The following is a 20708-nucleotide window of genomic DNA, read 5'->3' as shown; positions in this document are numbered from 1 at the left end:
TAGTGAAACCGGTCAAAGTAGGCATCTGTGGGCTGGGTACTGTCGGTGGCGGTACCTTCAATGTGCTGACGCGTAACGCCGAGGAGATTGCCCGCCGTGCCGGGCGTGGAATCGAAGTGGCGCAGATCGCCGTGCGTACACCCAACCCCCATTGCCAGATTACCGGTACCCCGACCACGACCGACGTTTTCGACGTGGCCATCAACCCTGAAATCGACATCGTCGTCGAACTGATCGGTGGCTACACCGTCGCCCGCGAACTGGTGCTCAAAGCCATCGAGAACGGCAAGCACGTGGTCACCGCCAACAAGGCGCTGATCGCCGTTCACGGTAACGAAATCTTTGCCAAGGCCCGCGAGAAGGGCGTCATTGTCGCATTCGAAGCGGCAGTCGCTGGCGGCATCCCGGTGATCAAGGCGATTCGTGAAGGCCTGTCCGCCAACCGCATCAACTGGGTCGCGGGCATCATTAATGGCACCGGCAACTTTATCCTGACCGAGATGCGTGAGAAGGGTCGCACCTTCCCGGACGTTTTGGCCGAAGCCCAGGCGCTGGGGTACGCCGAAGCCGATCCGACGTTCGACGTTGAAGGCATCGATGCGGCGCACAAGCTGACCATCCTGGCGTCGATCGCCTTCGGTATCCCGTTGCAGTTCGACAAGGCCTACACCGAAGGCATCACCAAGCTGACCACCGCTGACGTCCATTATGCCGAAGCGCTGGGCTATCGCATCAAGCACCTGGGCGTGGCCCGCAGCACCAGTGCCGGCATCGAACTGCGCGTTCACCCGACCCTGATCCCGGCTGACCGCCTGATCGCCAATGTCAACGGCGTGATGAACGCGGTGATGGTCAATGGCGACGCCGCCGGTTCGACGCTGTTCTACGGTGCCGGCGCTGGCATGGAGCCGACCGCATCGTCGGTGGTCGCCGACCTGGTCGACGTTGTGCGTGCCCTGACGACTGATCCGGAAAACCGCGTTCCGCACCTGGCGTTCCAGCCTGATTCGCTCTCGGCGCATCCGATCCTGCCGATCGAAGCCTGCGAGAGTGCGTATTACCTGCGCATTCAGGCCAAGGACCACCCGGGGGTTCTGGCCCAGGTGGCAAGCATCCTGTCCGAGCGCGGCATTAACATCGAATCGATCATGCAGAAGGAAGTCGAAGAGCATGACGGTCTGGTGCCAATGATCCTGCTGACCCATCGCGTGGTCGAGCAGCGCATGAACGATGCGATTCAGGCACTGGAAGCCTTGCAGGACGTGGCTGGCCCGGTTGTCCGTATCCGTGTCGAGCATCTTGATTAAGCAGCGACAGGCTTCAAGTTTCAAGCTGCAAGAAACAGCAAAACAACTTCGCGGTGAGCTTCAGCCCGCAAGTCACAAGTCGACGCTGAATGGCTCTGACTTGCAGCTTGCAGCGTGAAGCTTGCGGCCCAAACCGAAGGTTTGACTATGCGCTACATCAGTACCCGTGGCCAGGCACCGGCCCTGAATTTCGAAGACGTGCTGCTCGCCGGCCTCGCCAGCGATGGTGGTCTGTACGTTCCGGAAAACCTGCCGCGCTTTACACAGGAAGAAATCGCCTCCTGGGCGGGCCTGCCGTACCACGAGCTCGCGTTCCGCGTGATGCGCCCGTTCGTCACCGGCAGCATCCCGGACGCTGATTTCAAGAAAATCCTCGAAGAGACCTACGGTGTGTTTGCGCACAGCGCGGTCGCGCCGCTGCGTCAGTTGAACGGCAATGAGTGGGTGATGGAGCTGTTCCACGGCCCGACGCTGGCGTTCAAGGACTTCGCCCTGCAACTGCTGGGTCGTCTGCTGGACTACGTGCTGGAAAAGCGCGGCGAGCGCGTTGTGATCATCGGCGCCACGTCTGGTGATACCGGTTCTGCCGCCATCGAAGGTTGCCGTCGCTGCGACAACGTCGACATCTTCATCCTGCACCCGAACAATCGCGTGTCGGACGTTCAGCGCCGCCAGATGACGACCATCTTCGGCGACAACATTCACAACATCGCCATCGAAGGCAACTTCGACGACTGCCAGGAAATGGTCAAGAACAGCTTCGCTGACCAGAGCTTCCTCAAAGGCACGCGTCTGGTGGCGGTGAACTCGATCAACTGGGCGCGGATCATGGCCCAGATCGTCTACTACTTCCACGCATCCCTGCAGTTGGGTGGCCCGGCGCGTTCGGTGGCATTCTCGGTTCCGACCGGCAACTTCGGCGACATCTTCGCGGGTTATCTGGCCCGCAACATGGGCCTGCCGATCAGCCAGTTGATCGTCGCCACCAACCGCAATGACATCCTGCACCGTTTTATGAGCGGCAATCAGTACGTGAAGGAAACCCTGCACGCCACACTGTCGCCGTCGATGGACATCATGGTGTCGTCCAACTTCGAGCGTCTGCTGTTCGACATGCACGGCCGTAACGGTTCGGCGATTGCCGCGCTGATGGACAGCTTCAAGCAGGGTGGCGGTTTCAGCGTCGAAGAAGACCGCTGGACCGAAACCCGCAAGCTGTTCGATTCGCTGGCCGTCAGCGACGAGCAAACCTGCGAAACCATCGCCGAAGTGTTCGCCAGCACCGGCGAATTGCTGGATCCGCACACGGCGATCGGGGTGAAGGCCGCGCGCGATTGCCGTCGTAGTCTCGACACGCCGATGGTGATTCTGGGCACGGCCCACCCGGTCAAATTCCCGGAAGCGGTGCAGAAAGCGGGCGTAGGAAAAGCGCTAGAGCTGCCTGCACATCTGTCTGATTTGTTCGAGCGAGACGAGCGTTGCACGGTGCTGCCGAATGACCTCAAAGCCATGCAGGCCTTTGTCAGTCAGCACGGTAACCGAGGCAAGCCGCTCTAACGGTTTCTCCGTGTAACAACTTTAGGCCCGCTCCCCAGCGGGCCTTCTCATTTCTGCGTGCCACACTTGCGAGGTCTTTCTGAAAATCGCGGACAAACCAGTGGCGGTAGAACACATGAACATGAGCGCTTCGTCAGTGCTCATCACGACCAGACTCCTTCGACATGCGCTTTGCAGCTTGTTGCTGCTGGCGTTTGTCTGGAGCGCGAGTGGGCAGGCGGCTCAAAACCTGCCGTTTGCGCTCGGCTCCCCATTTTTGAGTCAGCCGGCGCTGGTGCTCGATGATGCTGATCGGCAATGGCTGGATGAGCACAAGGTATTAAGGGTCGGCATTGCGATCGCCGATTACGAACCCATCGACATCACGACCGATCGCAATCGTTATCAAGGGGTGAGCGCCGATTATCTGAGCTTGATCAGCGCCAAGCTCGGGATCCCCGTCCGGGTTTCGGGCTTCGCCAAACGGGAGCAGGGGGTCGAGGCGTTGCTGGCCGGTGACATCGACTTGCTGACCAGCGGCAACGGGTATGAGCGCGGGGTCAAGGGACTGGCATTCACCCAGGACTACCTGCCGGACCGGGCAGTGGTGGTCGGGCGGGGCAACGACGCCAGTCTGACAGTTTCTCTGAAGGGAAAACGGCTGGCCTTGCTGGATGGTTATGCTGACGCGCAGGTGCTGCACCGTGTGTATCCCGACAGCGACATCATGCTGGCGCCCACGCTGTACAGCGCGATGGAGGCGTTGTCACATGGCGATGTCGATGCGTTCATTGGCAACGAAGTGATCGTTCGCGCCTACAACGCGCAACGACCGTATCTGGGCCTGCAGATCAAGTTCGATAGCCTGCTGCCGCCTACCGGTTTTGCATTCGCCATGCGACAGGATGAGCCCAGGCTGCTTGCCCTGTTCAATCGTGCGCTCGCCGACCTGGGAGAATCGACCAGCAGAGAGATTCAAGGTCGCTGGACCGCCGGGCTGGGTGCCGATATCGCCCAGCAACGGATTCATCTCAGTGCCGCCGAGCAATTGTGGGTGCGTAATCACCCGCAGGTCACGGTAGCCTCTACTCAACACCCGCCCTACATCTACACCGACAGCCGCGGCAACTGGGTCGGCTTGAACATCGATGTGCTCAACCGTATCGCCCGCATGACCGGGCTCAAGTTCGTCCATCAGGCCATGCCGTCGACACAGGCTGCGCTGGATGCATTGAATGCAGGCGTGGCGGACATGAACACCTCGCTCGCCGAAAGCCCCAGCCGCAGGGCGTTTCTCGATTTCACGTACGCTTTCGGCGGCAATAACTGGGTGTATGTGGTGCGCTCGGATCGCGCTTCCGAGATCAATCTCTCGCAGATGGGGGGCAAAGTCCTGGCGATGCCTGCCCGTCACGCATTGCTGGAATTCATTCAATCCCACTACCCCGATATCCAGTTGCGTCTGGTGCCGACCTATGACGAGGCGCGCAGGCTGGTGGAAACCGGGCAGGCCGAAGCCACCATTCAGAATGAAGCGGGGGCCTGGTTGTATCCACCGGGCCGTTTGAAAGTCGGACGCAGTGTCGAAGGCAAATGGTCCCCGGATCGCTTTTCGGTCATCAAGACCCAGCCTGAATTGCTGAGCATCCTGAACAAGGCGCTCGACGAGTTTCCGGTCGCGGAAATGCGCGCGATCCGGTTGAAATGGCTGGGCGCAGTGATTTCTCAACCCTCGCTGTGGCAACGTATTCCGGGATGGGTGTACTGGGTACTTGCGATAGCGCTGCTACTGGGGCTGGTGTCGCTGGCCTGGAGCAGCCGTCTCAAGTTTCAGATCCGCCAGCGGCTGCGCGCAGAAGAGCAGCTCAGCGACCAGTTGGCATTCAAGCGCGCGTTGCTCGATGGCATACCCAACCCCATTTACGTCCGTGACCTCACCGGTCGGCTGATTTCCTGCAACCGCAGCTATGAGGAGAGCTTCGGTATCAGCTACGAGCAGATGAATGGCCGTCGGCTGATCGATGTGGACTTGATTCCCCACGACAGCGCCCAACGCATGCATGCCGACTACATGATGCTGCTGCAAACCCAGCAGCCCGTGTTTGCGGATCGCAGCATGCTGCTGTCCGGCAAACACATCGAGGCATGGCAATGGACGGTGCCGTTCTACAGCGCCGATGGTCAGTTGCAGGGGCTGCTGGGGGGCTGGATCGACATCACCGAACGCAAGCGACTGGAGCGCGAGTTGACCCTGGCACAGCAAGAGGCTGAGCAGGCAAACCAAGCGAAAAGTACATTTCTGGCGACTATGAGTCATGACATTCGAACGCCAATGGCCGCCATCATCGGCCTGCTGGAGCTCGAATGTGAGCAGCGCAAGCTGCGCGGTGAAACACCTTCCGAAGGGTTGAGCGTCGCGCACCGTGCAGCCTGTGAACTGGTTGAGTTGATTGGTGAAAGTCTTGATCTGGCCAAGATCGAATCGGGGCGGCTGCAACTGTCGACGGCGGCGACGTCACTGCGGCCATTCCTGGAGGACGTCCACCGGTTGTTCAGAGTTCACGCCCAGGAAAATGCCTTGTCGCTCACCCTCACGGTGGCGCCTGATGTAGAACCCGCTTACTTCATCGATCCGCTGCGCGTGCGGCAGATCCTGCACAATCTGATTGGCAATGCGCTGAAGTTCACGGCGGCAGGGTCGGTCTCGATCACCGTGACACGCGGTCCCGGGCCAGAGCGGACCGGCCTGCACATCGAAATTGCCGACACCGGTCCCGGCATGAGCCCGGAGCAGCAAGCACGTTTGTTTCAGCCATTCAGTCAGGGCGATGAGCAGGCCGCCGGCCCTTTGGGCGGGAGCGGTCTGGGACTGAGCATTTGCAAACGCCTGGTCGATTTGATGGGCGGGCGGATCACCGTTATCAGCGCGCCAGGGGAGGGAACCCGGGTTGATGTTGACCTTCCGGTGAAACCGGCGCAGGTCCCGGTCCTGCCGCAGACAGAGCCCACTCTCGCGAGGCCTTCCGGGACGCGTCTGAATATCCTGGTTGCCGATGACCTTTCTGCCAACCGCCTGGTCCTGACAGGGCAACTGCAATTGCTCGGGCATCGGGTGACAGCCGTCGACAGCGGTGAAGCTGCCCTCAAGGCGTGGCGCGACGGAAACTTCGATGCGCTGATCACCGATTGCAACATGCCTGGCATGGACGGCTACGAACTGACCCGGATCATCAGGGGGCTTGAACAGCGGGCTCGTCGATGCGAGAGCCCGATCATCGGTTGCACCGCCAACGCGATGCATGAGGAGCGTGACCGGTGTGAGGCGGCGGGCATGGATGCACTGTTGGTGAAGCCGGTCTCTCTGGCGCAATTGGCACAACAGCTCGAAGACGTCGTGATGCCCGCGGGGAGAGAACAGCGTGCGTTCGACATTCAGGTGTTGCATCACATGACCCAGGCCAACGAGGTGCAGATCCAGCGCATGCTGGCCGAGCTCTGGAACAACCTTCGACAGGAGCGCGATTTGCTGGTGCCGGCAGTGGCCGGGCAGGACTGGACAGCCTTGAGCGCCAGCCTGCACCGTCTCAAGGGGGTGGCCTGTCTGATCGATGCGGTGCCGCTGGCCAAAGCGTGTGCCCGGATGGACGGCGAGGTGCGTGAACAGCGCACCGCCAGTCTCGAGGCCTCGTGGCAGGCCCTGGACGCTTGCATGCACGCATTGCTTGACGCACTTGAGGACCATCTGGTCGACGTGCCAGCACTTTAGGACGTGTCTTATGGAGGCCAGATGGCGGGCTCTTTAGAGTGCAGATCCCGGGGCCGAAAGACCCTTGACTGCAAGAGGGTCCAGCGTGTGCGTTCGCTCAAGGTTCTGATACTCGAAGACAATCCTTTCCAGATGATGGCGTTGCACCAGATGCTCAACGCCAACCAGGTGTTTGACGTACTGACGGCGGACTGTGTCGAAGCCGCGCGCCGTTCGCTCGAGCTGCGCGGGCCGGTCGACGTCGCCATCTGCGACTTGCAGATGGATGGCCAGGACGGGCTTTCGATGATCGCTCACCTCGCAGCGACGGGCATGGCCCAGGCGATCATCCTTTTGAGTAGCGCTGAAGAGACAGTGCTGGACAGCGCGGCACAGCTCGCGCGACAGCAAGGCATCAATGTGCTGGGAATCATGCGCAAACCGGCATCGGTTGCCGCCATCGGAGTGTTGCTCAGCAAATCGCCAGCTATTGGGTCGGGGGCGGCTTCAGTCTTGAGCCCACTGGCTGCGCCAGAGCTGCCCACCTTGAGTCCGCTTGATCCTGCCCTGGATTACGCTTCGCAATGGATCGCCCATTTTCAGCCGAAGGTGGGCCTCGATGGAGCGCTCGCCGGTGTCGAGCTTCTGGCCCGTTGGGAGCATCCGGACTATGGATTACTGATGCCGGGCCGTTTTCTCCCGTTGCTTGAAGAAGCCGGACTGCTGGAAGCGCTAACGTGGCACATGCTTGAGTTGGCGCTGAGTCTGTCGCATCAGTTGCTGCTTTCTCGAGGCCGGGCGTTGCCGGTTGCGGTGAACATTCCGCCAGCGCTGCTGGATCAGCCGGACTTCGTTCCGCGACTGCTGGTGTTGCTGGAGCGATTTCCGGTCAGGCCACAGATGTTGACGCTGGAGGTGGTCGAGCAATCGGCGCGGCAACTGGCGGTGGTTCAGTTCGAAAACCTGCTCAGGTTGCGCATGGCCGGCTGCCGTCTTGCCATCGATGATTTTGGAACGGGGGCGTCGAACATCCAGCGGTTGCTTGAATTGCCCTTCAGCGAGTTGAAGATTCCAGCGGAATTCGTGCGCGGCCTTGCCGAAGACCGACGCAAATCGGCGATCGTCGGCGGTGCTCTGTTCATGGCGCAGAAGATGGCGCTGGACGTGGTGGTCGAAGGGGTTGAAACCGCCGACGACTATGAAGCGTTGTTGATGCTCAGTCATCCCGTGATACAGGGCTATTTCATTGCCAGGCCGATGCCGGAGGCCGACTTTCTGAACTGGCTTCAAGTGTTTGAGCGCCACCCTGAACGCGTCCTGCCATTCGATGCGCTCAGACCAGGCCGTGCTCCTGAAGGTAAATGAACAACGCTGCGTCGTTGGCCAGACCCAGCTTGCGCATGGCGCTGACTTTCTGTGCGCTGACCGTCTGTTTGCTTCGGTGAAGCTGCATCGCAATGGCCCCGACCGAATTGCCCGCAGCGAGTAAACGGATGACCTCCAGCTCTCGGGGCGAGAGGTCCTGTAACGCGACCAGCGTATCGGAACCGTAATCCGCAGCTTCCAGCAGGCTGCGCCGGACGGATTCGGCCACGAACGGTTTGCCCTGGCTGACACTGCTGATGGCCGCAGGCAGTTCGTTGGCCATGCTGGCCTTGCTCAGCAACCCCTGGACCTTCAAGGCAAGCATCGAACGAAACAGCCCCGCATTGTTGAGCATGGTCACCACGATGATCGGCAGGGCGGGGTAATCACGTCGAATCCGCTCCAGCAACCGCAATCCGTCGTTCTGATCCTGGACGGGCATCATGAAGTCAGTCACCAGCAGGTCGCAGGGGTGTCCGCGGAGTTTTTCCAGCAACTCGTCCGGGGCGCTGGCTTGTGCGATCACCGTGGCGCGCTTGTTCTGCTCGATCACCACCTTCAGACCAATCAGGAATATCGGGTGATCGTCTGCCAGGATAATGCGCAACGGTCGCTTGTCGGTGGCCATCTTGGCGGCTCCTTTGAGTCCGGCCCTCGTTGATTTTCGGACGCGTCTTAAAGGCCTTTAGACGGTTCTGGCCCAGACTCAAGGTCAGTCGTCTTGTCTCAGGAGTTTTCGATGCGTATGTGCAAGGAACACCCGATATATCGGGAGGAGCGAACCTCTTCTACAGCACTGATGACCGATTGTGTGGCGCGTATCACGCCTTGTCCGTATTCGGTTCGTCAAGCGCTCGGTCGTTATCGCCACATTCAGAACGACGAGGTCAATCAGCCGTCGTCGGTCTTCGTCACGATCCAGGGATGAGCTGAAGGCGCTGCCTCGGGCACTCAGGTACAGAATTCTTTCTGTCACATCCGGCAGGCATGCTCCGGTACTCAGGTTGCCGCAATCATCCCGCTCACGGCAAAAAGAACTTTCCGGTTCGGTCGATGGTCAGTGATAAGCACCTTTGCATTCAAACTGTTGAGTGGTGATCCGGATGGAAAATATCAGCTTACTGCTAAGCGAGGCACTGGCACCGTATCAGGCAAGCCTGGGCGCTGCGGGTGTGAATGGCGAGCGTCTGGTGACGCTGAGAAATGCAGCCGGTGCGATTGTGATCGAACGCATGTATTCCGCTGCCCAGTTGTGCGACAAGCGCCAGTTGACCGATGTGGTGGACGGGCTTCACCGTGATTTGATGGTCGCCGAAGGGCGAATCGAACCGTGTGTGATCGCGGCCATGCGCAATGCGACGCAGGCCAGCCCTTTTACCGCGGGTCGGGCTTTTGTCTGAGCGGCGGGGAACCTTATCGATTGATTAGGCTCCTATCCGTTACGGCAGGCGCAGGCATTGTGCTCCGGTGTTTATGTTGCCTGCCGTACGGGTCCAAGAAGGACCACGGTTGACCCCGAGTAGTCTCCCCGCTGCTCGGGGTTTCTTTTTGCCTGTACGTCCGACGTCCACTTGGCGGCGGTCTGGCGTTTACTTTTCCGGCTCATCGAAAAACGTCTGCGCATCGCGCAGGTACTCTTCTCTCTTGACCATCCACTGCGCATAGAAGCCGATCAGTTTCGTCGTGCGCAGCACGCGCATTTCCCGGTTGATGATGTCCATGGCAGCGCGGCCCTTGTCAGTCTTTGAGCAGCCGATGTGCGCGAACTGGTATTTGGGGGCGCCCTTGACCGGAAAAAACTCAAGTTCTGTCAGGGGAATGCCTTGCTGCTGGGCGTGATAACGCGCCTCGGGCCAGTAACTGATGATGGCCTGAAAACGGTCCATGCGTTCCATTTGCAGCATGCTGCCCACGGCGGAGTTGCCGTAGTGGAGGATCAAATTGTCCGGCTGCGTGGTTGCGCCCAGAATCTTGTCCACCACCGACCCATAGCTGCGTTCGGCGACAATGCCGATTTTGACCGTGTTGCTGGCCAGCAGGGCAGCCAGATCAAGGTGTCCGTCTTCGGTCAGAAATGGCTTGAACAGGGCGTCTTTGCGGCGTTCGATGGTGACGCCATTGCTGGGCGTGGCATAAGTGGGAATGGAAAACAGGATGGTTTTCTCACGTTCCGGCGTCCAGAGCAGGGTCGGATCGCAGGCAAAACCATCGGGGTCCTGAAGCATCTGCGTACCGCGGGCCCGGTTGACGTGCATGATCTGGTGGTTGTACTCGGGCATCCGTGCAATCAGCTCCGGCATCAGCTTGTCGATGGCGCCTTGCCCCGCTTGCGGGCCGGCGAAAATCGTGAGCGGCGGGAAGTCACGTAGCAACCAGGTCAGGGTCTCCTTGGCGTATACAGTGCCCGGTGTCGCCCCCAGCACTGAGAGAACAAGGAGCACCAGCCCGGCTTTGGGGCAACGCGGGTAACGATTGACCATCCGTCGATGTAATTCCCGAAAAATCTGACTGAGGCCGAGGACAATACGCCTCCGATCCCGCTTGGCGGATCGACAGCAGGCGTTGGCAACGGGCCGCTCTGAGTACTTCATGCTCGAGGGTCTCGCAGTAAGGTATCGGCGCAGTGGATCATTTGTTTAACACTCGCCACCTTGAGATCAGTAAAGCATCGCGCGCCGAGTCGGACCGTTTGAATTTGCGAGTGAGGAGGGCTCGACCGTCGAGTTGTTCGTTCAATGCTCCCGCATCGGTTAGACTTGGCGCCCTTCCTGTCTTTAGAAGCCCGTTCATGGCCCAGCCGTCCACGACCTACAAATTCGAACTGAACCTTACCGACCTTGATCGTGGGGTTTACGAAAACGTCAAACAGACCATCGCTCGCCACCCTTCGGAAACGGAAGAGCGCATGACCGTGCGCCTGCTGGCCTACGCGTTCTGGTACAACGAGCAGTTGTCGTTTGGCCGGGGGCTGTCAGAAGTCGACGAACCTGCGCTATGGGAAAAAAGCCTGGACGATCGTGTCGTGCACTGGATCGAAGTCGGCCAGCCGGACGCGGAGCGTCTGACCTGGTGCTCGCGTCGTACCGAGCGCACCAGCTTGCTGGCATACGGCAGCCTGCGGGTCTGGGAAGGCAAGGTCGTGCCGGCGGTGAAGAACCTGAAGAACGTCAACATCGCCGCCGTTCCACAGGACGTGCTGGAAACGCTGGCCAAGGACATGCCACGGGTCATCAAGTGGGATGTGATGATCAGCGAAGGCACGATCTTCGTGACCGATGATCGCGGTCAGCACGAAGTACAACTGCAGTGGCTGGTGGGCGAGCGCGGCTGATCGCCGACGCTGCTTGACGCAACACCCCATTAGCTCCAACAGAAGAACATCAGCGGAACCCGCATGCGCATCGAACCACGCCAGTTGCCCGACACCCTGCCTTTTCTGGGCGACCTGCCGCCCCTGTTGACTCGTCTTTATGCGGCTCGGGGTGTGCAGTCGCCGGATGAGCTGGATAAGGGCCTGGCGCGTCTGATTCCTTATCAGCAGCTCAAGGGCATCGACGCCGCCGTGGATCTGCTGGTGGCGGCCCTGCAACAGCGCCAGCGTATTCTGATCGTCGGCGACTTCGATGCGGACGGCGCCACGGCCAGCACGGTCGGTGTGCTGGGTTTGCGCCTGTTGGGTGCAGCTCATGTAGATTATCTGGTGCCGAACCGCTTCGAGTACGGCTACGGTTTGACGCCTGAGATCGTGCAGGTAGCGCTGGAGCGTCAACCTGAGCTGTTGATGACCGTGGACAATGGCATCTCCAGCGTCGAAGGCGTGGCTGCCGCCAAGGCTGCGGGGTTGCGGGTACTCGTCACGGATCACCACCTGCCCGGCCACGAATTGCCGGCCGCTGACGCCATCGTCAATCCCAATCAGCCCGGCTGTACCTTCCCGAGCAAGGCGCTGGCTGGTGTGGGGGTGATGTTCTACGTACTGATGGCCTTGCGCGCGCGTTTGCGTGACATAGGTTGGTTCGAGGCCAATGGCCGTGCTCAGCCCAACCTCGGGGAGCTGCTGGACCTGGTTGCGCTGGGCAGTGTGGCCGACGTGGTTCCGCTGGACGCCAATAACCGCATCCTCGTGCATCAGGGCCTGATGCGTATCCGGGCCGGTCGCGCGCGTCCCGGTTTGCGGGCGATTCTCGAAGTTGCCCGCCGGGAACCGTCGCGTATCACCTCGACCGATCTGGGGTTCATCCTCGGGCCTCGGCTCAACGCGGCGGGACGTCTGGACGACATGAGCCTGGGCATCGAATGCCTGCTCTGCGATGACGAGACGCAGGCGCGGGAGATGGCGGTGCAACTGGATGAGCTCAATCAGGACCGAAAATCCATCGAGCAGGGCATGCAGCGCGAGGCGTTGGCGCAGCTCAAGGACTTGCCGGTGGAATCGATGCCGTTCGGTCTTTGCCTGTTCGACGCCGAATGGCACCAAGGGGTGATCGGCATTCTCGCTTCGCGGCTGAAAGAGCGTTATCACCGCCCGACCATCGCGTTTGCCAGTGCGGGTGAGGGTGTCTTGAAAGGCTCGGCGCGCTCGGTGCCGGGTTTTCACATTCGCGACGCGCTGGATGCGGTGGCCGCGAGGCATCCCGAATTGATCAGCAAGTTTGGTGGCCACGCGATGGCGGCCGGCCTCTCGTTGCCGGAGGCGAACTTTGCGGCCTTTGCCGAGGCATTCGATGATGAAGTGCGTCGCCAGTTGAACGAAGAAGACCTGACCGGGCGCCTGCTGTCGGACGGCACGCTGGCGGTTGAAGAGTTTCATCTGGAGCTGGCGCGTGCGTTGCGCAATGCCGGGCCTTGGGGCCAGCACTTTCCTGAGCCGTTGTTCCACGGCGTGTTCCAGTTGGTGGAACAGCGCGTGGTGGGCGAACGGCATTTGAAGATGGTGCTCAAGACCGAATGTGGCACGGTGAAGCTCGACGGCATCGCGTTCGGCGTCGATCGCGATGTGTGGCCCAACCCGACGGTTCGCTGGGTCGAGCTGGCCTACAAGCTGGACCTGAACGAATTCCGCGGCAACGAAACCGTGCAGCTGCTGGTGGCGCACATCTCGCCGCGCTGACACTCCCGATGCAAGGCAGCAGGAACCTGAACTTCTCTCGGGTTGTCGACTAGGCTCTAGGTTCAGAACACAAGGAACCTTTACGTCGACTTGAGAGGTGCCCATGAGCCTGCTGCTTGAACCCTACACCCTTCGCCAATTGACCTTTCTGAATCGCATTGCGGTATCGCCGATGTGCCAGTACTGCTGCGTCGACGGTCTGGCCAATGACTGGCATCTGGTCCACCTCGGCAGCCGCGCCGTAGGCGGTGCCGGCCTTATCTTCACCGAGGCAGCGGCGGTGACCCGCGACGGACGGATTACCCCCGAAGACCTCGGCATCTGGAACGACGAACAGATCGAACCGCTGCAACGCATCACCCGATTCATCACCGCGCAAGGCGCCGTGGCCGGTATTCAGCTCGCGCATGCCGGGCGCAAGGCAAGCACCTGGCGCCCGTGGCTGGGCAAGCACGGCAGCATCAAGCCGGAAGAGGGTGGGTGGATTCCGTGGGGACCGTCGAAGATTGCCTTCGACCCGCAACACACATCGCCGACACCGCTGGAGGAGGATCAGATCCAGACGGTGATTCAAGCCTTCGTCGATGCCGCCAAGCGCGCCCTGACCGCCGGGTTCAAGGTGGTGGAGATCCACGCGGCGCATGGTTATCTGTTGCATCAGTTTCTTTCGCCGTTGAGCAATCAGCGCCGTGATCAATACGGCGGATCGTTTGACAATCGCATCCGGCTGACGCTGGAGGTGACCAAGGCTGTACGCGAGGTGTGGCCGCAAGAGCTGCCGCTGTTCGTGCGCGTGTCAGCGACGGACTGGGTGGAAGATGGCTGGAACCCGGACGAAACGGTCGAACTGGCCAAGCGTTTGAAGGCGCTGGGCGTCGACCTGATCGACGTGTCGTCTGGCGGCACGGCAGCCAATGCCGAGATTCCGGTCGGGCCGGGGTATCAGACTGAATTCGCTGGTCGTGTGCGTCGTGAGTCCGGAATTGCCACCGGGACGGTCGGGATGATTACAGAACCGTTCCAGGCGGACACCATTTTGCGCACGGGGCAGGCGGACCTGATCCTGCTGGCGCGCGAACTGCTGCGCGATCCGTATTGGCCGCTGCACGCCGATGACGATCTTGGGGGACGCAAGGCGGTGTGGCCGGCGCAATACCAGCGTGCAACGCACCGTGACCAGCCCATCCACGAGTCGGATCTGCGCGACTGATCACCGTCGAACCACCTCCTGCTGCCGAAGGCGTGGAGGGGCCAGTGAGCGGCCATTTGCGTCATGACCTGCGGTAGTCGGTTCGCACAACCTGTGTCCAGACCGCAGACCTGGTGGAGCCGGCCTGCCGGCGAATGCGGTGAGTCAGCGACATCAACAGTGACTGACACATGGCATTCGCGGCCCTCGTAACCTCGGACGGCTCCTACAGGGATCCGGGTTGTCTCACAAACCTGTGTCCAGACGGCAGACCTGCGGGAGCCGGCCTGCTGGCGAATGCGGTGGGTCAGCGCCATCAACAGTGACTGAACCGCCGCCTTCGTCCGAATTGCGGCCCAGACCCTCGTAACCTCGGACGGCTCCTACAGGGATCCGGGTTGTCTCACAAACCTGTGTCCAGACGGCAGACCTGTGGGAGCCGGCTTGCTGGCGAATGCGTCCGGTCAGCACCATCTACAGTGACTGACCTACCGCGTTCGCGGCCCTCGTAACCTCGGACGGCTCCTACAGGGATCCGGGTTGTCTCACCAACCTGTGTCCAGACGGCAGACCTTTGGGAGCCGGCTTGCTGGCGAATGCGGTGGATCAGCAAACACCGAGCCGAATGACACACCGCCTCTCATTGCTCCAGCAGTTCCTTCACCCGTTCGCTCAGGGCGGGCATTGAAAAGGGTTTGGTCAGCACATGCATGCCGGGCTCCAGTTGGCCGTTGCCCACTGCGGCATTCTCCGCGTAGCCGGTGACAAACAGGACTTTCAGGCCAGGTCGCAGTGAGCGCGCGGCGTCGGCCAATTGGCGACCGTTCATGCCGCCGGGCAATCCGACGTCCGAAACCAGCAAATCAATGGTCTCCCGGGTTCGCAGAATATCCAGCGCCATGGCTCCGCTTCCCGACTCCAGTACGCGATAACCCTGATCCGTCAGGACTTCGGCCACGAGCGCCCGTACGGCAGGTTCGTCATCGACCACCAACACGGTTTCACCTCCGGCAGTGTGATCGGGAAATTCCCGGTGGGCAGGAGGATCGAGGGCGATCGGGGCGGACTCATGACAGGCCGGGACATAAATGCATACCCGCGTGCCTCGCCCGGGCGTTGACTGGATGCATACGGCACCACCGGATTGCCGCGCAAAACCGTAAATCATCGACAGGCCAAGACCGGTCCCCATGCCGATGGGTTTAGTGGTGAAAAAAGGATCAAACGCCCGCTTAAGGACTTCCTCGCCCATGCCGGTGCCGTTGTCACTGACGCACAACACCACATAGTGACCGGGCGACAGTTCAAGTCCCCGAGCGTCTGGTTCTTCAAGATGTTGATTGCTCGTTTCGATCAACATCTGACCACCATCCGGCATCGCGTCGCGGGCATTGAGGCACAGGTTGAGCAGGGCGTTTTCCAGTTGGTGAGGGTCCACCAGGGCCGGCCACGCGTCCCGTGTGGCGATCACGTCCATGGCAATGGACGGGCCAACCGTCCGACGAATCAACTCGGCCATGCCGTCAACCAGTTGGTCGACATCGGTGAGTTTCGGATCAAGGGTTTGCCGACGCGAAAATGCCAGTAAACGGTGGGTCAACGCCGCCGCCCGCCGGGATCCTTCAAGCGCCGCGTTGATGTACCGCTCCAGGCCCTCGGTGCGGCCTTTGGCGACGCGGTTCTTCAGCAGCTCGATGTTGCCGCTGACCCCCATCAGCAGGTTGTTGAAGTCGTGTGCCAGTCCTCCGGTGAGCTGTCCCACCGCGTCCATTTTCTGCGACTGGCGCAGGGCTTCTTCGGCTGTGCGCAGCGCCTCGGCTTGTTGTTTTTCGTTCGTGATGTCCCGGGCGCTGCAATACAGCTTGCCGCTCTCCGGCACCGCGACCCAGGACAGCCAGCGATAGCTGCCATCTTTATGCCGGTAGCGGGTTTCCAGATTGAGCACGGGGTGATTGCTCGAGAGTGCGTCCAGCGCCGCCTGACTTCGCGCGACGTCGTCAGGATGGACAAGGTCAGTGAATGTGAAACCGCGCAGTTCGTCGTCAGACCAGCCAAGGGTCAGTTGCCAGGCAGGGTTGGTGGTTTCGAAATGCCAATCCGACGCCATCACCGACAGCAGGTCGGGGCTGACTTGCCAGGTGAGCCCGCGCTCGTGCGTGCGCTCGATGACCTTGCGCTCCAGGTCGGCAATCAGGTCCAGACGGCTTTGCTCGCTGGCCTGCAACGCACGTTGGTCGAGCACGCGACGGGTGGTTTCGTTGGTGACACAGAACAGCCCGACCACCTCGTTGTTTTCGTCGATCATGGGCGAGAAGGTAAATGACCACCAGGTGTGTTCGATTTCCCCGTAGCGGGCCATGGTCAGCGGCAAGTCTTCGCATTCATAGGGAATGCCGCGCAGGGCGTTCTCTGCGTAAGGCTGAACCTGACTCCAGACATCCGACCACAGCGCCTCGACGCGCGCGCCCATGGCCTGGCCGCGACGTGGCCCGAGAATGGGGGCATAGGCGTCATTGTGAAAAAACAACAGATCGGCACCCCACAGCAGGTACATCGACTCTGGGGAATTAAGGATCAGGTTCAAATGAATCTTCAACGCAGCGGGCCAGTGTTCCATTGGCCCCAGTGCCGTTGTGCTCCAGTCGATTTCCATCAGAGCACGACCCGCCTCACTGTCGCCTGCGGGGAAGCGCGGGTATCTGGTCAACGAGGCAAGCTCCAGTCAAGGGGAATCAGTGTACGGAGCCGGACTGGAAAAATCCTCACCCTTCAAATCCGATTGAAGGGTGAATGGAGCGCTCAAGGGGTTGTCTGGTACTCATACGAATAGCAAAAAACCTTGATTGCTCCAAGGCTGCGTCTGATCTATTGACCATGTCTACAGATCGGGGTTGCGCAGTGATATCAAATTCTAATCATTTTTTTTGAGGCGAGACGGAACCTGCCTGAGCGCCGGTGAGCAACCTGTTTCAACTTTCAGCAGCAGTGTGCGGTCAAGAACAAGCTCGCCGTGGAAACGCTCAGACCTGCACGATCAGCACAGTGGTGCTGCGTCAGTGTTTGAACATCACATGCCGCACGGTGGTGTAATCCTCCAGCCCGTACATGGACATGTCTTTGCCGTAGCCGGACAACTTCTGCCCGCCGTGCGGCATTTCGCTGACCAGCATGAAGTGCGTGTTGACCCAGGTGCAGCCATATTGCAAGCGGGCCGACAGGCGATGGGCACGACCGACGTCTTGTGTCCAGACGGACGACGCCAGGCCGTAATCCGAATCGTTGGCCCAACCCAGCACCTGCGTTTCATCGTCGAAGGGCGTCACCGACACCACGGGTCCGAACACTTCTCGGCGCACGATTTCATCGTCCTGCTGCGCGTCGGCAATGACCGTCGGCTGGAAGAAGAACCCGTTGCCTTCGATGGCCTTGCCTCCTGTGATCAGGCGGATGTGCGACTGCGCCACGGCACGCTCCACGAAACCGGTCACCCGGTCGCGATGCTGCGCGGTGATCAGCGGCCCCAGTTCGGTTCGCGGATCGTCCTGCAGGCCGACCTTGATGCTGCTGACCGCTTCGCCGAGCTTTTGCACGAACTGCTCGTAGATGCCTTTTTGCGCGTAGATGCGGCATGCGGCGGTGCAGTCTTGTCCGGCGTTGTAGAAGCCGAACGTGCGAATGCCTTCCACCGCCGCGTCGATGTCGGCATCGTCAAAAATGATGACTGGCGCCTTGCCGCCCAATTCCATGTGCATGCGTTTGACGCTGTCGGCGGTGCTGGAAATGATGTGTGAACCGGTGGCGATCGAGCCGGTCAGCGAGACCATGCGCACCTTCGGATGAGTCACCAGCGGATTGCCGACGGTCTGGCCGCGACCGAATACCAGGTTCAGTACGCCTGCCGGGAAAATATCGTTGGCCAGCTCCACCAGGCGCAGCGCTGTCAGCGGCGTTTGCTCCGAAGGTTTGAGCACAACCGTGTTGCCAGCGGCCAGCGCTGGCGCGATTTTCCAGGCCACCATCATCAGCGGGTAGTTCCACGGGGCAATGGACGCGATCACGCCCACCGGATCGCGACGGATCATCGACGTGTGACCGGGCAGGTATTCGCCGGCGGCCGAGCCACTCATGCAGCGGCTGGCGCCTGCAAAGAAGCGGAACACATCGGCGATCGCTGGAAGCTCGTCGTTCAAGGCAGCGTGGTAGGGCTTGCCGCAGTTGTCCGATTCCAGCTTCGCCAGTTCCTCGGCGTGTTCATCGATCGCGTCGGCGAGTTTCAACAGCAGCAGCGAGCGGTCTTTCGGCGCGGTCTGCGACCAGCTTTCAAACGCCGCATCGGCAGCGCGCACCGCCGTGTCGACCTGCGCTTCGCTGGCTTCGTTGATCTCCACCAGCACCCGGCCCAAGGCAGGGTTGAATACCGGTTGAGCGGGACCGTCACCGGCGACCAGATGGCCATTGATCAGCAGTTTGGTTTGCATGTGTTGTTGTCCTCTTCTTGGCGCTACTGAATGTTTCGTCGCGGCACATTGGCCTGCGATGCTTATCCGGTGGAACACCACCCTGTGGGAGTGAGCTTGCTCACGAAGACTGACTTCCAGCCCCCACATCTGCTGTGGATGTACGGTCCTCTTCGCGAGCAAGCTCGCTCCCACAGGGGATCAGTGGCGTGTGTTGATTCTGTATTCATTACTTCCCGCCACTCCCGGCGACGCTCTCACCGCCACGGGTCAGGTAATACGCGCCGAGAATCGGCAGCATGGTTACGATCATCACCAGCATGGCGACGACGTTGGTCACCGGCACGTCCCGAGGGCGGCTGAGCTGGTTGAGCAGCCAGATCGGCAGCGTGCGTTCGTGGCCTGCGGTGAAAGTGGTGACGATGATTTCGTCGAACGACAGCGCGAACGCGAGCATGCCGCCGGCCAGCAACGCCGAGCCCAGGTTGGGCATGATGATGTAGCGAAAGGTCTGCCAACCGTCGGCCCCCAGGTCCATCGAGGCTTCGATGAGGCTGTGAGACGTGCGGCGCAGACGGGCGATGACGTTGTTGTAGACGATCACCACACAGAAGGTTGCGTGACCGACGATGATCGTGAACATCCCCGGCTCGATGCCCAGCGTCTTGAACGCCGACAGCAGTGCCAGGCCGGTGATGATACCGGGCAGGGCGATTGGCAGGATCAGCATCAGGGAGATGCCGTCTTTGCCGAAGAAGTCCCGCCGGTAAAGCGCCGCCGAAGCCAGTGTCCCGAGCACCAGTGCAATGAGTGTGGCGACGCAGGCGATCTGCAGCGACAGCTTGATCGATTCCAGCACATCAGGCCGAGAGAAGGCCACGCTGAACCACTTCAGGGTGAAGCCTTGCGGCGGGAAGCTGAACGCCGCGTCTTCGGTGTTGAACGCGTACAGGAAGATGATCAGGATCGGGAAGTGCAGGAATACCAGCCCGGCCCATGCCGCAATCTTCAGACCCCAGGACGCCTGGTCGCCCTGCTTCACGAAAGGTTTAGAGCGCATCGAAAGCCCCCAGTCGTTTGACGATGGACAGGTAGACGGCGATCAGCACGATTGGCACCAGCGTGAAGGCCGCTGCCATGGGCATGTTGCCGATGGCGCCTTGCTGCGCGTAGACCATGCTGCCGATGAAGTAGCCGGGCGGACCGATCAGTTGCGGCACGATGAAATCGCCCAGCGTCAGCGAGAAGGTGAAGATCGAACCGGCTGCGATGCCCGGCACCGACAGCGGCAGGATGACGTGCATGAACGTCTGCCGAGGCTTGGCGCCCAGGTCGGCCGAGGCTTGCAGCAGCGACGGTGGCAGACGCTCCAGCGAGGCCTGGATCGGCAGGATCATGAACGGCAGCCAGATGTAGACGAACACCAGGAAGCGCCCCAGGTGCGAGGTCGACAAGGTGCTGCCGCCGACCCCGGGAATCCCCAGGATTGCCTGCAACACGGGTTCTAGCCCCAGGTGCTGAACGAACCACTGCGCGACGCCGCCTTTGGCCAGCAGCAGCGTCCAGGCATAGGCCTTGACGATGTAACTGGCCCACATCGGCATCATCACCGCGATGTAGAAAAACGCCTTGGTTTTGCCCGTGGTGTAGCGCGCCATGTAATAGGCGATGGGAAAGGCGACGAGGGCGCTGGCGATGGACACGACGATTGCCATGCTCAGTGTGCGCTGGATGACGTCGAAGTTGGCCGGACTGAACAGCGCGCCGAAGTTGGCCAGGGTCAGGTCCGGCGTGACCGTCATGCTGTAGTCGTCGAAGGTGTAGAACCCTTGCCATAACAACGTCAGCAGCGAGCCAAGGTAGATCGCGCCGAACCACAACAGCGGCGGGATCAACAGCAGCGACAGGTACAGGTTCGGCCGTCGGTACAGCAGATTGGAAAAGCGCCGCAGCGGCGATTGCCCTGGCATCGACGCCGAATGGGCGAGTGTCTGGCTCA

15 protein-coding genes are annotated in these 20708 nt (G+C 60.7%); 9 read left to right on the top strand and 6 right to left on the bottom strand.

Annotation, left to right across the window (positions count from 1 at the left end; translation table 11 throughout):
• Window positions 1-2 precede the first annotated feature (2 nt).
• The 4 genes from BMY73_RS20880 (at window position 3) to BMY73_RS20865 (ending at window position 7953) form a co-directional block, all read left to right on the top strand.
• On the top strand, window positions 3-1307 hold the full coding sequence (locus BMY73_RS20880; RefSeq protein WP_092409429.1) for a homoserine dehydrogenase: 1305 nt from the start codon (window positions 3-5) through the stop codon (window positions 1305-1307).
• A 147-nt stretch (window positions 1308-1454) separates the two neighbouring features.
• Entirely contained in the window at window positions 1455-2864 is a 1410-nt protein-coding gene (gene thrC / locus BMY73_RS20875) for a threonine synthase (RefSeq protein ID WP_062383361.1), read from the top strand.
• A gap of 121 nt (window positions 2865-2985) precedes the next feature.
• A complete protein-coding gene (locus BMY73_RS20870) occupies window positions 2986-6609 on the top strand; it encodes an ATP-binding protein (protein ID WP_092409427.1) in 3624 nt (1207 codons plus the stop codon).
• Window positions 6610-6696: 87 nt separating this feature from the next.
• Window positions 6697-7953: an EAL domain-containing response regulator gene (locus BMY73_RS20865; protein ID WP_256571272.1), complete on the top strand. Its 1257-nt coding sequence runs from the start codon at window positions 6697-6699 to the stop codon at window positions 7951-7953.
• On the opposite strand, the gene BMY73_RS20860 is transcribed toward BMY73_RS20865, so the two are convergent.
• Complete coding sequence (locus tag BMY73_RS20860) at window positions 7922-8581, bottom strand: response regulator (RefSeq protein WP_092409423.1); 660 nt, start codon at window positions 8579-8581, stop codon at window positions 7922-7924. The two genes, BMY73_RS20865 and BMY73_RS20860, sit on opposite strands and share 32 nt — an antisense overlap.
• Window positions 8582-8692: 111 nt before the next feature.
• Here BMY73_RS20860 and BMY73_RS28070 point away from each other — a divergent pair, with 111 nt between their 5' ends.
• Complete coding sequence (locus BMY73_RS28070; RefSeq protein ID WP_139214259.1) at window positions 8693-8881, top strand: hypothetical protein; 189 nt, start codon at window positions 8693-8695, stop codon at window positions 8879-8881.
• A gap of 175 nt (window positions 8882-9056) precedes the next feature.
• Window positions 9057-9353: a DUF3509 domain-containing protein gene (locus BMY73_RS20855; protein ID WP_092409421.1), complete on the top strand. Its 297-nt coding sequence runs from the start codon at window positions 9057-9059 to the stop codon at window positions 9351-9353.
• 189 nt (window positions 9354-9542) lie between these two features.
• On the opposite strand, the gene BMY73_RS20850 is transcribed toward BMY73_RS20855, so the two are convergent.
• Window positions 9543-10433, bottom strand: a complete 891-nt coding sequence (locus BMY73_RS20850) for a TIGR02285 family protein (RefSeq protein WP_092409419.1) — start codon at window positions 10431-10433, stop codon at window positions 9543-9545.
• Window positions 10434-10741: 308 nt separating this feature from the next.
• On the opposite strand from BMY73_RS20850, the gene BMY73_RS20845 reads away from it, so the two are divergent.
• The 3 genes from BMY73_RS20845 (at window position 10742) to BMY73_RS20835 (ending at window position 14273) form a co-directional block, all read left to right on the top strand.
• Window positions 10742-11284, top strand: a complete 543-nt coding sequence (locus BMY73_RS20845) for a YaeQ family protein (protein WP_092409417.1) — start codon at window positions 10742-10744, stop codon at window positions 11282-11284.
• Window positions 11285-11347: 63 nt separating this feature from the next.
• Window positions 11348-13063 carry a single-stranded-DNA-specific exonuclease RecJ gene (gene recJ, locus BMY73_RS20840; protein ID WP_092409415.1) on the top strand — a complete coding sequence of 572 codons (1716 nt, stop codon included), beginning with the start codon at window positions 11348-11350 and terminating at the stop codon, window positions 13061-13063.
• A gap of 103 nt (window positions 13064-13166) precedes the next feature.
• Window positions 13167-14273 carry an NADH:flavin oxidoreductase/NADH oxidase gene (locus tag BMY73_RS20835; protein ID WP_062383343.1) on the top strand — a complete coding sequence of 369 codons (1107 nt, stop codon included), beginning with the start codon at window positions 13167-13169 and terminating at the stop codon, window positions 14271-14273.
• A 619-nt stretch (window positions 14274-14892) separates the two neighbouring features.
• Here BMY73_RS20835 and BMY73_RS20830 read toward each other — a convergent pair.
• From BMY73_RS20830 to BMY73_RS20815, 4 genes are all read right to left on the bottom strand, one after another.
• Entirely contained in the window at window positions 14893-16905 is a 2013-nt protein-coding gene (locus BMY73_RS20830; RefSeq protein ID WP_092409413.1) for a hybrid sensor histidine kinase/response regulator, read from the bottom strand.
• A gap of 400 nt (window positions 16906-17305) precedes the next feature.
• Entirely contained in the window at window positions 17306-18730 is a 1425-nt protein-coding gene (locus tag BMY73_RS20825; protein WP_092409411.1) for a gamma-aminobutyraldehyde dehydrogenase, read from the bottom strand.
• A gap of 208 nt (window positions 18731-18938) precedes the next feature.
• On the bottom strand, window positions 18939-19769 hold the full coding sequence (locus BMY73_RS20820) for an ABC transporter permease (RefSeq protein WP_092409409.1): 831 nt from the start codon (window positions 19767-19769) through the stop codon (window positions 18939-18941).
• Complete coding sequence (locus tag BMY73_RS20815) at window positions 19759-20679, bottom strand: ABC transporter permease (RefSeq protein ID WP_092409445.1); 921 nt, start codon at window positions 20677-20679, stop codon at window positions 19759-19761. The genes BMY73_RS20820 and BMY73_RS20815 overlap by 11 nt, the downstream gene beginning before the upstream one ends.
• Window positions 20680-20708: the final 29 nt, after the last annotated feature.

Origin of the sequence: Pseudomonas sp. NFACC02 (assembly GCF_900110765.1) — a bacterium.
GTDB lineage: Bacteria > Pseudomonadota > Gammaproteobacteria > Pseudomonadales > Pseudomonadaceae > Aquipseudomonas.
The sequence above is the reverse complement of the archived record's forward strand: the minus strand, read 5'-3'. Positions and strand labels throughout refer to the sequence as shown.